This is a genomic window from Vibrio owensii CAIM 1854 = LMG 25443, from assembly GCF_000817815.1.
Taxonomy (GTDB): Bacteria; Pseudomonadota; Gammaproteobacteria; order Enterobacterales; family Vibrionaceae; genus Vibrio; species Vibrio owensii.
This window is the reverse complement of record NZ_JPRD01000003.1, coordinates 56,719-70,807: the sequence shown is the minus strand read 5'-3', so window position 1 is coordinate 70,807 and position 14,089 is coordinate 56,719. Positions and strand designations below refer to the sequence as shown.

Sequence of the window (14,089 nt, the reverse complement as noted above, 5' to 3'; positions counted from 1 at the left end):
CACTCCAGTGACTAAAAATGCTTGTGCCCTTTTCTCAGTTTATCGTGTAGCCATTGGTGATACTTACTGTAATCGGAATGAATGGGCCAGATCAAAGAGGCGTATAACTGCTTGCCAAACAAGGCAGTCTCACTTGGTGCTTTGGCCAATACATCACGATGCATGGAGTTATCAATCGTATGTTGTGGTAGGAACGCCATGCCTTTCTTCGCAATGCATAACTCCATGATGGTACTGATATCATCGAGTATCCACATATTGTTTTTGGCGACATTGGACAAGTCGATCAAATCCTCACACCCGTCTAATAAGAGTAGGCGAGACTCGGTGGGTTTTCCTTGTTGAATAAGGTCATGATGTACCACCCAATTACAGTTGACGGTAAAAAGCTCATCAATATTAAAGTCGAGTTTCGTGCGGTGGTAAGGATTACAGATGGCAATGTCGATTTGGTTGTTATTGATGTATTGGCCAAGGATTTGACTAGGTTTGGTGACAACAGTTAATTCTATTTCTGGAAAGGCTTCTGAGAACTCAATGAGGGCACTTTTGACTTCATTGTTAAACACCAGAGAATCAATGCCAACTCGCATATGGTACAGATCCGTTCTCAAAAGGGATTCGGCGATTTGGCTCAGCTCGTTGTATTTGTTGATGATGGGCGTCGCCAGTTGATAAATCTTCTTTCCTCGTTCTGTTGGTTCGACTTGCTTATTGCTCCTGTCGATAAGTAAGTAACCTAACTCCTCTTCTAAGCTCTTCACCGCACCGCTCACCGTAGACTGAGACTTACCTAATTTTCTTGCTCCACTACTAAAAGAACCATGAGTGATCACGGCATGAAAAGAGATGAGATTGTCGAAGGGAAGTTTCATCACGGTGCTTCCTCTGGTCTCTAGTCCATAAGTTTTAGCTTAATGGGTATGAAGAAGGTTGAAGTAATAATCCAGCCAAATGTGATCTGTATCACATTCTGAATTTACGGTACAAAATCTTATTTTTACCACTAAAAGAAGAGGGGGGAGCGCTAATTGACTGAACTGTAGATATAAATAATTTTTGCTACCCATTAAGGATAATCCCTAAGTGAAACGGCACGCTTGGCAGAATCGGTCTCACCGATATTGTTCATTTTTGAGACGGTGATCCGGTGTCTACGATAAAAGGGCTAAGCAATTAGTACGAAACAAGGAAAGAGGGACAAACCATGATTACTAAACTTTATGTAGACGTTACAAACTACCTAAATGAACTTAAAAATGATGAGCAGGGCGTTACTGCAATTGAGTACGGATTAATCGGCGTTGCAATGGCGGCATTCTTGATTCTTACCTTCGCTTCTGATGGATCTCTTATTACGGCATTAGATGGAGCGTTTGATGACATTGCTGCTGACTTGGATGCATTCTGAAACTAAAACAGGTTTTCCAAATATTGAATGTTGTTTTTATACATCACGTTAGCAACAGTCTGTCTTGTTGTGTCGCTTTCTGATATCAGAGAGCGAACCATCAAAAACAGTCACGTATTGGTGATTGCCGTTTTAGCGATTGCGATTGGCATTGCAGACTTTTCACTATCAAGTCTTTGGGTTTTAGGTATTTGTTGGTCTGCTTTGCTTTTCCTCCATGTAATTAGGGTACTTGGAGGAGGGGACGTAAAACTTATTGCTGCTTTTTCTTTCTCACTCCCAACTCAAAGCCTTTTAGAGGCATTGATTTTCGTCGGGATATACGGAGGGATATTGTCAGTAACCTACCTGATACTACCGCGACCATCTCACGTTACTGGAGAGGGTAAGAAATCTCAGATCGGGCTCCCCTATGGTGTTGCAATTTGTTGTGGGTTTTATACGGCACTTCTTTTGAAAACATCCGTTTAAAAAACGGGAGGGGCGTATGCGATCTCGTATCGGGATGGTTTTTGCACTATTAGCCTTACTGGTTGGAGGCATCGGACTTTACAATCATATGACTGCCCAGCCTCAGCAGCAAAACCCAACCGTATCTCAACCAAACAATTCAGATGAACCACAGGCTCATTATGTTCAGGTCTGGCGTGCGAAGAACAATCTAGAGCGCGGAACACCTATTGAAATCGATGATGTTCAAAAAGAGCAGATGTTGCTTAATATCGCTTTAGAAGAGGGGATTAACTCCGATATAAAGCTGGACTTTTCACCGTCTACTCTCCTTTCAAAAAACATTGAAGTTGGAAAAATCGTCTTCTCCGAATATCAAGTTAAAGAAAACGATCCTCGTTATATCGACCTTCTCATTACCGAAGGGAAAGAGCCGTATTCTTTACTGGTAAGTACTCGTAACTTGGTCAAAGGCTATATCCGTCCAGGCACCAATGTTGATGTGCTTTCCGTGGGCTCCCCAAAAGAAAACTTATCCGATGAAGATACCGACGCGATTGATTTTAGTGGCGTGAACGCACAATTGATTTTGAGAAACGTCAAAGTGCTCAGTGTTGGTAATACCAAAGAGCCAGTGGACTCCCGAGTTAAATCAAATGTTTCGAGTGAAGATGATCATCAAATAGTTATCGTTGTTGAAGTCGATCCGAGTGAGATCGCCAAGTTATCTATCGCGCAAAAAACGATGCATCTAGAGGTATACCGAAGCCATCGCTACAAAGAGCCTGTTTTCGCGGAAGTTCGGGATGTGATCGGCAATTATAGTGGCGTGACCGAGTTAAGAGGGTCTTCTCGTCAATCTGCCCAAGGAGAGGAGCTGTGATGAAAACAAAAAGGATATTCTCATACGCTTGGTTTTTGGTGTTTTTATGTAGTTTTTCCGCTTTCTCTGGTGATCGTTATATCACGGTCAGTGATGGTCAACACATTGAGGTGAAAGAACCGATCTCGACCGTATTTGTCAGTGACCCTGACATCGTCGACTACAACGTTGTGAATGAAAATACCGTCGTTGTTTTTGCCAAGGAGGTCGGGCAAGCCAGATTCATCATTTACGGTAAGTCGAAGAAGGTACTGCTCTCAGACCGAATTATTGTTGATATTGATCTGTCGTTGGTCCGACGCCAAATCAAGCTTCACTACCCTGAACTCAGCATCAAAGTAGAGTCGGTGGGTAATCAGGTCGCAGTGAGTGGGGTTGTTGAGTCGGAACAGCAACGTGATGATATTTATCGAATGGTTGCTACTTTGCTTGGAAGAGACAAAACGGAGAAGTGGGAAGAGACCCAAGTCCTTGAGTTTGAAAGTGATGCTTACGATGTTGAAGAGCCTCAAAGCATGATCTTTGCTCGCAATATGACGTGGGAAGGCATATTAGAACTTATTGAGGTCGCGACGGATCAACAGGTCAATGTGAAAATATCGGTCGCTCAAGTGACAGAAACGTTCGCCCAAACTGTAGGTGTGGATTGGTCTTCTGTTGGCGCGGATGTTGGTGAGTTTTTATTCCAACAATTTGATGCTGCCGATCTCACCACTTTGATCACTGCACTTGGTAATGAAAACGTTGCCCAAGTCCTCGCCGAGCCAAACCTTACCGTTATCTCAGGAGAGTCTGCCAGCTTCTTAGTTGGTGGTGAAGTCCCTGTGATTGTTACCACCAATAATAATATCAACATTACCTTTCGAGAGTTTGGTATCAAACTCGACCTTACCGCGAAAGTCCTTCATGAGGGCAAAATTCGAATGCGTCTCATGCCTGAAGTTAGCGAAGTAGAAAGATACATTCGCTCTGCTGGGCTAGAAGTGCCCCAATTTGCAACGCGAAGAGCGATGACCACGATTGAACTTGGTGATGGCGATAGTTTTGTTCTTGGTGGCTTGATGAGTAGTGCCGATTTAGAAGAGCTGCAAAAAATTCCACTGCTTGGCGATATTCCTGTTCTCGGGGCTGCGTTTCGCAAAGCCTCTACAGATAGACGACGCACGGAGTTGATCATTGTCGCGACCGTTAATCTTGTCAAACCAATGAAGAAGAAAGACATCCAAATGCCCTATATGAGCAAAACGTCGACGCTTCGCCGTTGGTTGAAAATCTCGGATAGTGAAGAAGGCAACAAAGGCAATGACCCAACCATTCAGTTGCTGTCTCAGGGAGGGTTTATTCAATGAAAACTTTATTTGTGGCAGTGCTAAGCGCGTTATTACTCTCTGGATGTGCTGAGCGTTATTTCAATGGACCAGGAGCGGAAGCGCTTATTTACCCCGAAACCCATATCTATCAGTTTACGGTGAAATCTACTCAACAAACGGAAGAAAAGTTGAACATGATTTTTGACACGGTTGACGAGATAGATTCAGGAGCAAGTTACCTTGTTGAATATCGGAGCAATAAGGGCAAAAAAGTGGTTTATAAATCACTTAAAGACAAGATGGCGTTGCGTTTGAGAGCGGATGAGTTTGTAGTGCGCCAAAACAATTCGCTGTCGAATGACATCCAACTGACGATTACTTACCACGCATTAGTGACGCACCAGTGCGCACCTTCTGAGATAGAAGAGGTGAATGTCAGTCGGAATTGCTTTTCTGAAGTAGCTCGGATGAAGCAAGTCTCACACAAGGAACGTATCGTGGAGGGATTGTGATGTTTGACTTAGGAAAATCTCTCAAAGAGAGCAAACCGCAAATCATAGAAAGTGCACATGGGCCAACAGGGTGTGTACTGCTTTACCAGAGCTTAGAATGTATGTCTTTGGTTCAAGAAATGTTCGAGTTTGAAGGGTGGAGTGCACCAACGTGCGTAAAACAGAGTTCGGTTCCCAAAGGCTTTTACTCAGAGCAAAGCGGAAATATTGTCATTCTTGAACTTACGGAGTCATCTGACATTGTCACTGATGCTCAAGCGTTAACCAATCAAATGCCGACACACAAAGGTATTATTGTCATCGGTACAGAAGACTCCATCTGCGTTTTACGTCAGCTCAAAGAGTTAGGGTTCTATTATCTTTATTGGCCAATCAACAAGCACGAGTTTGCTGATTTTGTCATGAATGTGCATCGTAATTTGCAAACTTACACAGGGGTAAGTAAACAGCGAAAAGCGAAGCGTGTTGCAGTTGTCGGAAGCAAAGGCGGGATTGGGACGTCGTTTATTGCCACTGAAATTAGTTCAAAGTTAGCCGCCAATAATATCGATAATGTTTTGGTCGACCATCAGTACAATGACAGCAATATTGATGTGCTCCTTGCTCTAGATGACTTCAAATCTCGCTCCATCGACGAATACTCTGTCCCTATCCATGAATTAGATACGGAAGGGGCATTAAGCCATCTGACCAAAGTGCGTAAAAACCTACGTTTACTTTCACTCAATAGTGACCGATCTCAGTCAGACATTTTCAGTTATAGCCAGACACTTTGTGAGTTACTGAGTCGAAACACCAACTTTATGATCGAAGACTTCTCGGGAAGTGTCGATTTTCGAGTTGACCCCAATATGTTGATTGAAAATTACGACGTGGTCGTGGTGGTTTTTGAGCCTTCGGTTTCTTCCGTCCGCAATGCTAAAGCGTTACTTGAACAGCTTGAGAATAAGCAGCTTTCAATGAGCAAGCGGATCCGGATTATTACACTTGCAAATCACCACCGACCAGAGAACACGTTTGTTATCGAACAAAATGATCTCCAGAAATATCTTGGTTCTGAAGTCAATCTTGATATGGCTTACTGCCGTTCACTGGCTCACCTTCTTATTGAAGGCAAGCGCGCGCACAAACACGATCGAAATATCAATCATGCTATCGATGATCTTACTCGTTTGATAAATGGACAATCCACTCAACATGCTAGCGGTTGGCTCGCTAGATTGGGGGTAAGATGAGTTCAAACAAAGAGATCTATACCGCTTTTCGATCACAGATTTTTGAGGCTTTAGATGTTGAAGCAATACAAAACCTTTCTCGTGTGGAAATCGAAGGGCAAATCCGAAACGCCGTCGATGTTTTAGCGACGAACTTTGATCGCCCAGTCACGACCATGATGAAGTCAAGTTTGGTCAAGAGCATGCTGGACGAACTCTTTGGTCTTGGGCCTATTCAATCGCTGGTTGATGACCGAGCGATAACCGACATCATGGTAAATGGAGCCAATAATGTCTTTTTTGAGAAGCATGGCAAATTAGAAAAGTCGGACATTACCTTCATCGATGAAGAGCAAGTTCTGACGATAGCAAAACAAATTGCTGCGCGTATCGGACGCCGTGTGGATGAGCTTTCTCCTACCGTAGATGCGCGTCTTGAGGATGGTAGTCGTGTCAACATCGTTATCCCGCCCATCGCCCTAGATGGCACTTCAATTTCTATACGTAAATTCCGCGAACAAAATATCGGGCTAGAAGAGCTTGTTGAGTTTGGTTCAATGTCGATGGACATGGCGAGGTTGTTATCAATTGCTTCCCGTTGCCGAATGAACATTCTGATCTCTGGTGGTACGGGTTCGGGTAAAACGACCTTGTTGAATTCGCTTTCACAATACATCAGTGAGGACGAGCGTATTGTGACTATTGAGGATGCGGCAGAGCTTCGTCTAGAGCAGCCCAATTTAGTTCGATTGGAGACGAGAGCAGAAAGTGTGGAACACACGGGCTTAGTGACTCAGCGTGATTTGGTTATTAATGCGCTGCGTATGCGCCCTGATCGAATCATCCTCGGTGAGTGTCGGGGCTCAGAAGCATTTGAGATGCTCCAAGCAATGAATACGGGTCACGAAGGCTCCATGTCGACACTGCATGCGAACTCGCCACGAGATGCAATATCACGCGTGGAATCCATGGTAATGATGGCAAACTTAAATCAGCCTCTCGATGCTATTCGACGCGCGATTGTGAGTGCTATTGAATTGGTGGTTCAAGTTAACCGACTGCGCGATGGTTCAAGGAAAATAACCAGCATTTCTGAAATCGTAGGGCTCGAAGGCGATAGCGTGGTGATGGAGGAAATCTTCCGCTTTCAATACGACGAAGTGGGGTATGGTGAAGCGGTAAGAGGACGCTTTATGACCGAAGGCCTTATGCAGCGCTCCGAGCTTGTTAAAAAAGCACATTTTTACGGTTTATATGAAGAGCTGATGCAAGCCTTCCAAGGAGCAAGATCATGATGTTATGGATTGCTTTTATCTTATTTGGTATTGCCGTTTTGCTTTTAACGAGTAATCGAAGAAGCAAAATAGGGAATTACTTTCCAGAGACTGAAGTCGACGAAGATATTATTGCGGCAATTAATTTGAACGCATTGATGGAACAAAAGCGTTGGCAGAGATTCAAAAATAATTTATCTCCCGCAATAAAGGTTTTAGGACCAAGAGCGAACTTTATTATATTTGTGTTTGTCGTTCTTTCTGGTTATTTAAGCTATTACATAATTTATGAAGTGTTAAATATTAAGTCAATGCTACTTTCTATTGGTGTTTTTACATTTTCAGTAGTTTGGGGCTATTACTGGTTGCAAAACAAACGTCGTTTGGATTTCGAGAAGAAATTTCCAGACGCATTGAACATTTTGATGAGTGCCGTAACCGCTGGTGAGAGTTTAATGCACGCTTTTTCTTTTGTTGGCGAAAACATGGAAGGAGAAGTCGGGCGAGAATTTAAAGAAATGGGGGATCGACTTAAGCTGGGAGAAAATGCAGAAAAGGTGTTACTTCGCTCTTGTAAAGCATTTCCTTACCCAGAATACATCTTCTTTACCATTACGATACGCGCCAATATTAACCGAGGCGGACAACTAAAAAATGTATTGGCAAGGCTAATTCGTATTTTGGTTGATGCTAGAACGTTAGAGTCGAAAAAAATGGCAATGACCTCTGAGGCTCGTATCTCCGCTAAAGTAGTCGCTGCGATACCGATCGCATTTGCATTCATGGTCAATCAAATTGATCCGAGCCACATCGACTTTATTCTTAATGACCCTCAAGGGCGAATGGTACTTTACTATGTTGTCGGTAGTGAAGTGTTAGGCTTATTCGTTGTTTGGCTTCTTGTAAAAGGAGTAAGACGATGATTTTATCGCTGAGTATTTTATTGATTATTTTTTCGTTGTCATTTTTGGTTTATGACTATTATTTTACTCGTAAAAAAGAGTTGGTACTGAGCAAGTACCTTAAATATGGCAAAAAACAACCGACGAAGAAAAAAATCGATTCCTTTATTGTTAAGTTTGGAGAAGGCAACAAAAAAGATTTAGAGCAAAAACTTCTTAATGCCGGGTACTATAATAAAGATTTAGCGAAATATTACTTCCCTTTAAAAGCGGTTCTTTTTCTTCTAGTAATTGTGTTTATATGGTTGTTAGACATGGCATTAATTAATAAGTTATTAATTTCAATTATTGCTGTTATTGGTATCATCATTGTCCCAGATCTGTTGCTCGAGATGCGAAAGCGCATGTTAGTACGAAAGGTTTCGAAAAACCTTCCTTATGTCCTAGATATTATGTCAGTTTGCGTTCAAACAGGTATGACTATTGAAGCGTCGTTTGCGTATTTAGCACAAGAGTTAAAAATCTTCGACAAAGATCTATGTTATCAAATCAATAAAACATCAGAAGCTGGCAAAGTACATGGGATAGAAAAAGCATTACATGATCTTTCTGTTCGCTTGCCTGCACCAGAAATTAACAGCTTTGTCTTAACGATTATTCAAAACCTTCACTATGGCGCATCCGTTGCGAATGTTTTAAGTGATTTAGCAGAAGATATGCGCCGGATTCAATTACTCGAAATTGAAGAGAAAATGGGTAAATTGTCAGCCAAAATGAGTGTGCCTCTGATCTTGCTGATCATGTTTCCAATCGTCATTTTTATTCTTGCTCCTGGCTTTTTACAAATCGACTTTACGAGCTTTAGAGGGGGTAAGTAATGAATAAGGCGACTTTTTTGAGTATTCCACTACTTTTGCTGTTTGGTTGCTCTTCCACAATAGAGAGTGAAGAGAGTGTGGTGCAAAACATGGAGCGTGTTGATAACCATACAGGCTTGATTAATCACTATAAAGGACATCTAGAGGAGCGACCTGAGGACGTCCAGATCATGCAGGAACTGGCGAAAGTATATTTTGATAAGGGCGATATTGAATCGGCTAAGTTTTATGCTGACCATTTGCTTAATCAAGGGGTGAAAAATAATGAGCTCCTGCAATTAAGAGGTCAGATTCATAGCCAAGATGGTGAAGATTCATTGGCTCTGAAGCGCTATAAAAGCTCGATCGAAATGGGCAACAACAGCGGAGAAATCTATGTTTTATCGGGCATCTCCTATTGCAATACCGACCAATTCTCTCAAGCAAAAAGTGCGTTCAATCAAGCTCGTCTAAAAGGCTATAACGACGTGGCGGTGAAAAACAATTTAGCCGTAGTTTATCTTGCACAACGACAGTATGACGACGTGATATCGCTATTGGTTCCTGTTTATCAAGAGAACCCAAGTAACCAGAAAGTGCGAGCGAATTTGGCTATCGCACTGTTCAAAGTAGGGGATGTCTATCAGGCGAGAGATCTACTTGAAGGAGCATTTACCGATTCTCAAGTAGCGCAAATCTCGAGGCAGTTACACCGGTAATAAGGGTGGACGGTATGGAGTATTCTCGAAGAAAGGTAAAGGGCGTAACCGTAGTTGAATTTGCATTAGGGGCCGGAGTTCTTGCTCTTGCTCTTGTCATGCTTTTTGAAATGGGATTTAGAATTTACGTAACCAACTTGGTTGAGTATGCGTTGAGGGAGTCAGTCAGAAATACAAAGGTGTTTGAAGGCGGAAACTCCTACGATAACTACAACCTAACATTGGATTCAGCGATGAAGGACGGAGGGGCATTATGGACGTCACTCGTTCCTGCTGAAAACTTTGAAGTGTCTGGTCGGTACTATTTGACATATGCCGATCTGATTTCAGGCACCAGTTACTCTGATGCCGAGATGGGAGAGGACGATCAAGGGTATGCAATCGCTGAAATTACGTTGACCTATAACTACACACCAATTTTGAACGTATTTTCTAGCGATGTTATCCCGATTACCAAAAGTACACTGATTAACCTAGAACATGAAGGTTGGGAGGAGTGATGATGAAAATACGATCCCGACAAAGAGGTGTGTTTGCCATTGAGCTATTTTTTGTTTTGATTGCTCTCATTACCATCTTTTATTTCATGACGGACATTAGTGACAAGTTATTAGCTCGTGCTCAACTTGATCGTGGGAGTTTTGCACTAGCTAATATCCTCAAAGAGCGAAGTCGTTATTACGACGAAAGATTACCATTAAACGCAAGTGATGAAACGGACATGCAAACGCTTGCGTCACGTCTACTTGATACGACACCAGGCAGCGTCGCTATCAAAATTGAAGCGTTGCACAATAAGACGACGTTAAATGCTTTTGAAAGTAACGAGTACAAAAACCTCGGCTGCGAGGCTGCGGGTTTAGATACGAAGTTAGAGTTAGCTCCTGTTGAGAATGGCGTGACTTTCTCTTTGTATCAAGTAACGCTTTGTCAGCAAGAAAACTCTTGGTTTACTCAGCTTTGGGGGAATTCAGGCGCATCCACGATGACAATCACATCCAGTTCTGTTGTGGTGGGGAGGTAACGATGAATTTCACTATTAAGCAACGAGCTCCAACTCATTCAGGTCGTAGTCAAAAAGGGATTGCGGCAATTTGGTTCGCACTGAGTTTAGTGCCTGTTTTTGGTATGACATTTTTCGCCGTAGAGGGGACGCGTTATATCCAAGAGACAAGTCGACTGAGAGACGCAGCGCAAACTGCTGCATTGGCCATTACGATAGATGACAAGTCGAACCAAGCAGATGCATTGGCGACGATGTACATCAATGACTATGTACGTGATATTTCCCATGTTGATATTCAAACGGTTAGGACGTACGAAGAGCCAACAGAAGACAACGATAATACGGAAAAAATTCAATATTCCGTGCAAGCGGTTACCACTCACAACTCGTGGTTTGCCAGTAACTTAATCCCTTCCTTTGAGACTCAGGAGAAACTTGCTGGGCAAGCTGTCGCGGCGAAATATCCTTTTTACTTAGGGGATAAAATCATTGATTTGGTTTTGGTGACAGACTTTTCTGGGTCGATGAACAACAGTTGGGATGGCGAGATTAAAATCGATCTCCTCAAAGATGCGGTTAAGCAAATTTCAAACCGCATCTTAGTTCCGCGAGAAGGCGAGAGTGAGGTACTGAATCGTATTGCCATCATTCCATTTAACCTGCGAGTACAAGAGAAGATAAATGACAACCTCTACTCTACCAGCCAGTTAAGGTACAAAGGTAGTTATCGCCAAAGCGTGTCTAATGTGAAATACGAACAAGTAAACTGGAATTACTGGTCTCCTTACACAGAAGAAGCTGTTGAAGAGTGTGCCAACAAGCGTACTGATTGCCCCAACAAGAAAAGTTGGGAGCGTGAACAAGCAAAACGAGTTGCTGATGTAGTGAATACCAACAATAACCGTTTGGAGATTCCTGACTATGTCGGTTACTCAAAATCGGTTAGACACATGTTTGACGATAAAGTCGCGAATAACAATTTGACCTTTCATTTTAGATCGAACAACAACAAGCTTTATAACTCCAGTATGACGCGGACTGGTAGTTCGGGCTTTTATACCATTCCATTGACTGCCAATAAAGCAAACCTCGACAAGATGCAAACCATGAGCTCGGGCGGGAATACCGCTGCCTATCAAGGTATGTTGCGTGGATTGCAAATCATGGAAGCAGGTCGGCCGAACGGCGGAAGCGAGGAAGAAACGGAGCAATACAATGACCGTCTAAAAATGCTGATAGTAATCAGTGACGGTATGGAGTACCCATACACGGAAATCTTGCCCGGTTTGGTGAATAAAGGCATGTGCGATAAGGCGCGTGAACACTTCCAAACTGAGAATGGCAATTTGTACATTGGCGTCATTGGGGTGAACTTCAGTGCATCTTCGCAAAGTGGTTTCCAAGATTGTGTGTTGAATCCGGATGAAGACATCATCGATGTAACAGAGACGGAAGATTTTATTAAGAAAATCGAAGAGCTAATTAAGAAAGGATCTCGTGGTAATGGTGTATCGAGACTATATGGGTGATAGATATGACCAAAGCAATACTAATAACAGGGATGCTGGTGGCAGGTTTCACGACCGTTAGTGCGAATGCCAGTGAAGTCAGTTCAAAAGTGACCGAATACTGCGGGACGTCTTATTATGAATACTCGCACTCGATTCAAGTTGGCGAGGTGACAGGGGTGGCATCGCATCGTGATGGCTACTGGCAAGTCACCGATACCAGCAATGACCCCGCACTGAAGTGGGCGCTGATGAAGAACTCATCACTGCTCACTAACCCGAATGATTGCCTGACGTATATCTCGAATTTGGGTATTGCGCAATTCAGTGGTGAAGTCACGGATAAGGGTAAATTGATTGCACGGGTTCACTTCGCGTTCGATCGTTTTAACCTCACACCGCTCGCGAGAGATGTCTTGAGCAGTGTTGCTCGTCAGCTTGCTCAAACGAACTATCAAGTCACCGTGGAAGGGCATACTGACTGGATAGGCAGCAAAGCCTACAACCAAACTTTGGGTCATAATCGAGCCAAAAGCACCGCTCGTGAGCTGCACTATTACGGGGTGAGCGAACAGAAAACCACGCTTAAATCCTTTGGTGAATCTGAACCGATTGCCACCAACAATACCTCGTCTGGTCGTTCGAAAAACCGTAGAGCAGATGTTTACATTCCAGCGGATGAACAGGAAAAGCCACCAGCAACGGAATAGGTGATAACTACTGGAACGATGGAACTAAAAACGCCCGCCTCCAATTGGAAGCGGGCGTTGTATTTTTGTCTTTGTCTTAGCGATGCGCTTACATCATGCCAGTCACAATGCCTGCCGCGACAAAGAACACAATCATCCAAAGCACCGACAAGTTAAGTTTCTTATGTAAGTAGAAGCCAGCTATCACAAGAGCGATGTCAATTGGAGCAACGACAGCGCTGCTGAATACCGGTTGGTAAAGTGCTGCTAATAGTAAACCAACGACCGATGCGTTTACGCCGTTGATTGCACCTGACACTGCAGGTTTACCAGCCAGCGCTTGCCAGTTCTTTAGCACACCAAGCAGCAATAAAAAGCCCGGTAAGAACACACCTAAGGTTGCGATTAGCGCGCCTAGGATAGGTGCATCAGACAGCTCGTAACCAATGTAAGTCGCGAAGGTAAACATCGGTCCCGGTACCGCCTGCGCTGCGGCGTAGCCCGTTAGGAACGCGTCTTGGCTTAGTTGATCGCCAACGATGTTTTGCAATAGCGGAAGTACCACGTGACCGCCACCGAACACTAAGCTACCCGCTTGGAAGAAGTCGCTAAACAATCCAAGCATTGGCAAGGTGTGAGCCACAAACGGCAAACCAACTAGAAGTACTGCGAACAGTGCCAGTGGTGCAATGGTTGGTTTAAAAGGTTCGGCAGGGGCTGCAGATTCTTTCTTAAGATATTGAGTACCAATCAAGCCCGCTACTACAAGCACCAGCATTTGAGTGGCGATGCTCGGTGCAACCAATAACGCAATCGCGGTTGCCACACACAAGCCGGCAGTTAGTTTGCTTTGACAGAAGTTTTTGTACATTCCCCAAGTCGCATCCGCCACCACAACGACCGCCAGCAACTTCAAGCCGTGAACGATGTTTTGGAACAATGCCGTATCAGTGATCTGGCTGCTTACCATCGCAAGCGCCAACATGATGATCACGGAAGGCAACGTGAAGCCAAGAAATGCCATGCATGCGCCGCCTAGGCCTCCGCGTTTGTAACCCAGAGCAAAGCCAACTTGGCTAGAACCAGGGCCCGGTAAGAATTGGCTCAAAGCCACGATCTGTGCGTATTCGCTGTCATCAATCCATTTGAGCTTTTCAACGAACGTTTGGCGGAAGTAACCGATGTGCGCCGCAGGGCCACCGAAACTGATCCAACCAAGCCAAAAAAAGGTTTTAAAAATGGTAAACATGTTGAGCCTGTTAAATCTCCAATAAAACTGCATCTACTGTAAGAAATGTACTAAGATGACTCAAATTAATAGTTTTAATTTCATCTATGAATGAAATGGGATGAG

General features: G+C 43.6%; 16 protein-coding genes. 14 read left to right on the top strand and 2 right to left on the bottom strand.

The annotated features are described in order from the left end of the window. Positions 1-11: 11 nt before the first annotated feature. Complete coding sequence (locus tag H735_RS00680) at positions 12-875, bottom strand: LysR family transcriptional regulator (RefSeq protein WP_020193913.1); 864 nt, start codon at positions 873-875, stop codon at positions 12-14. Positions 876-1,207: 332 nt separating this feature from the next. On the opposite strand from H735_RS00680, the gene H735_RS00675 reads away from it, so the two are divergent. The 14 genes from H735_RS00675 to H735_RS00615 are packed head-to-tail and all read left to right on the top strand — an operon-like array spanning position 1,208 to position 12,756. Continuing rightward, positions 1,208-1,411: a Flp family type IVb pilin gene (locus H735_RS00675; protein WP_020193914.1), complete on the top strand. Its 204-nt coding sequence runs from the start codon at positions 1,208-1,210 to the stop codon at positions 1,409-1,411. 27 nt (positions 1,412-1,438) lie between these two features. Next, positions 1,439-1,882: an A24 family peptidase gene (locus tag H735_RS29735; protein WP_020193915.1), complete on the top strand. Its 444-nt coding sequence runs from the start codon at positions 1,439-1,441 to the stop codon at positions 1,880-1,882. A gap of 16 nt (positions 1,883-1,898) precedes the next feature. Continuing rightward, positions 1,899-2,744, top strand: coding sequence for a Flp pilus assembly protein CpaB (cpaB, locus tag H735_RS00670; protein ID WP_020193916.1), 846 nt, complete (start codon positions 1,899-1,901; stop codon positions 2,742-2,744). Continuing rightward, a complete protein-coding gene (locus tag H735_RS00665) occupies positions 2,744-4,093 on the top strand; it encodes a type II and III secretion system protein family protein (RefSeq protein WP_020193917.1) in 1,350 nt (449 codons plus the stop codon). Before cpaB ends, H735_RS00665 begins: the two co-directional genes overlap by 1 nt. Next, positions 4,090-4,566, top strand: a complete 477-nt coding sequence (locus tag H735_RS00660; protein ID WP_020193918.1) for a hypothetical protein — start codon at positions 4,090-4,092, stop codon at positions 4,564-4,566. Before H735_RS00665 ends, H735_RS00660 begins: the two co-directional genes overlap by 4 nt. Further along, the gene (locus H735_RS00655) at positions 4,566-5,801 is read left to right on the top strand and encodes a CpaE/TadZ family protein (RefSeq protein ID WP_020193919.1); all 1,236 of its coding nucleotides are present in this window, start codon (positions 4,566-4,568) and stop codon (positions 5,799-5,801) included. Before H735_RS00660 ends, H735_RS00655 begins: the two co-directional genes overlap by 1 nt. Beyond that, on the top strand, positions 5,798-7,075 hold the full coding sequence (locus tag H735_RS00650) for a TadA family conjugal transfer-associated ATPase (protein WP_020193920.1): 1,278 nt from the start codon (positions 5,798-5,800) through the stop codon (positions 7,073-7,075). The genes H735_RS00655 and H735_RS00650 overlap by 4 nt, the downstream gene beginning before the upstream one ends. Then, on the top strand, positions 7,075-7,977 hold the full coding sequence (locus tag H735_RS00645) for a type II secretion system F family protein (protein WP_027726523.1): 903 nt from the start codon (positions 7,075-7,077) through the stop codon (positions 7,975-7,977). Before H735_RS00650 ends, H735_RS00645 begins: the two co-directional genes overlap by 1 nt. After that, positions 7,974-8,834 (top strand): type II secretion system F family protein, encoded by an 861-nt coding sequence (locus H735_RS00640; RefSeq protein WP_020193922.1) that lies wholly within the window; start codon positions 7,974-7,976, stop codon positions 8,832-8,834. Before H735_RS00645 ends, H735_RS00640 begins: the two co-directional genes overlap by 4 nt. After that, positions 8,834-9,532 (top strand): tetratricopeptide repeat protein, encoded by a 699-nt coding sequence (locus tag H735_RS00635; RefSeq protein WP_020193923.1) that lies wholly within the window; start codon positions 8,834-8,836, stop codon positions 9,530-9,532. Before H735_RS00640 ends, H735_RS00635 begins: the two co-directional genes overlap by 1 nt. Positions 9,533-9,546: 14 nt before the next feature. Continuing rightward, the gene (locus H735_RS00630; protein WP_020193924.1) at positions 9,547-10,032 is read left to right on the top strand and encodes a TadE family protein; all 486 of its coding nucleotides are present in this window, start codon (positions 9,547-9,549) and stop codon (positions 10,030-10,032) included. Beyond that, positions 10,032-10,556, top strand: a complete 525-nt coding sequence (gene tadF, locus H735_RS00625) for a tight adherence pilus pseudopilin TadF (RefSeq protein WP_020193925.1) — start codon at positions 10,032-10,034, stop codon at positions 10,554-10,556. The genes H735_RS00630 and tadF overlap by 1 nt, the downstream gene beginning before the upstream one ends. A gap of 2 nt (positions 10,557-10,558) precedes the next feature. Continuing rightward, entirely contained in the window at positions 10,559-12,067 is a 1,509-nt protein-coding gene (locus H735_RS00620; protein WP_020193926.1) for a pilus assembly protein, read from the top strand. 5 nt (positions 12,068-12,072) lie between these two features. Continuing rightward, on the top strand, positions 12,073-12,756 hold the full coding sequence (locus H735_RS00615; RefSeq protein ID WP_020193927.1) for an OmpA family protein: 684 nt from the start codon (positions 12,073-12,075) through the stop codon (positions 12,754-12,756). Positions 12,757-12,844: 88 nt separating this feature from the next. Here the strand turns inward: H735_RS00615 and chrA are convergent, their stop codons facing one another. Then, positions 12,845-13,984 (bottom strand): chromate efflux transporter, encoded by a 1,140-nt coding sequence (gene chrA / locus H735_RS00610; protein ID WP_020193928.1) that lies wholly within the window; start codon positions 13,982-13,984, stop codon positions 12,845-12,847. Positions 13,985-14,089 lie beyond the last annotated feature (105 nt).

What these genes read in the sequence shown, in the direction of transcription:
- chrA (WP_020193928.1), bottom strand. Translation starts at nt 13,984, where the DNA reads ATGTTTACCATTTTTAAAACCTTTTTTTGGCTTGGTTGGATCAGTTTC.
- H735_RS00650 (WP_020193920.1), top strand. Translation starts at nt 5,798, where the DNA reads ATGAGTTCAAACAAAGAGATCTATACCGCTTTTCGATCACAGATTTTT.
- H735_RS00675 (WP_020193914.1), top strand. Translation starts at nt 1,208, where the DNA reads ATGATTACTAAACTTTATGTAGACGTTACAAACTACCTAAATGAACTT.
- cpaB (WP_020193916.1), top strand. Translation starts at nt 1,899, where the DNA reads ATGCGATCTCGTATCGGGATGGTTTTTGCACTATTAGCCTTACTGGTT.
- H735_RS00620 (WP_020193926.1), top strand. Translation starts at nt 10,559, where the DNA reads ATGAATTTCACTATTAAGCAACGAGCTCCAACTCATTCAGGTCGTAGT.
- H735_RS00665 (WP_020193917.1), top strand. Translation starts at nt 2,744, where the DNA reads ATGAAAACAAAAAGGATATTCTCATACGCTTGGTTTTTGGTGTTTTTA.
- H735_RS00680 (WP_020193913.1), bottom strand. Translation starts at nt 875, where the DNA reads ATGAAACTTCCCTTCGACAATCTCATCTCTTTTCATGCCGTGATCACT.
- tadF (WP_020193925.1), top strand. Translation starts at nt 10,032, where the DNA reads ATGATGAAAATACGATCCCGACAAAGAGGTGTGTTTGCCATTGAGCTA.
- H735_RS00630 (WP_020193924.1), top strand. Translation starts at nt 9,547, where the DNA reads ATGGAGTATTCTCGAAGAAAGGTAAAGGGCGTAACCGTAGTTGAATTT.
- H735_RS29735 (WP_020193915.1), top strand. Translation starts at nt 1,439, where the DNA reads ATGTTGTTTTTATACATCACGTTAGCAACAGTCTGTCTTGTTGTGTCG.
- H735_RS00615 (WP_020193927.1), top strand. Translation starts at nt 12,073, where the DNA reads ATGACCAAAGCAATACTAATAACAGGGATGCTGGTGGCAGGTTTCACG.
- H735_RS00660 (WP_020193918.1), top strand. Translation starts at nt 4,090, where the DNA reads ATGAAAACTTTATTTGTGGCAGTGCTAAGCGCGTTATTACTCTCTGGA.
- H735_RS00640 (WP_020193922.1), top strand. Translation starts at nt 7,974, where the DNA reads ATGATTTTATCGCTGAGTATTTTATTGATTATTTTTTCGTTGTCATTT.
- H735_RS00655 (WP_020193919.1), top strand. Translation starts at nt 4,566, where the DNA reads ATGTTTGACTTAGGAAAATCTCTCAAAGAGAGCAAACCGCAAATCATA.
- H735_RS00645 (WP_027726523.1), top strand. Translation starts at nt 7,075, where the DNA reads ATGTTATGGATTGCTTTTATCTTATTTGGTATTGCCGTTTTGCTTTTA.
- H735_RS00635 (WP_020193923.1), top strand. Translation starts at nt 8,834, where the DNA reads ATGAATAAGGCGACTTTTTTGAGTATTCCACTACTTTTGCTGTTTGGT.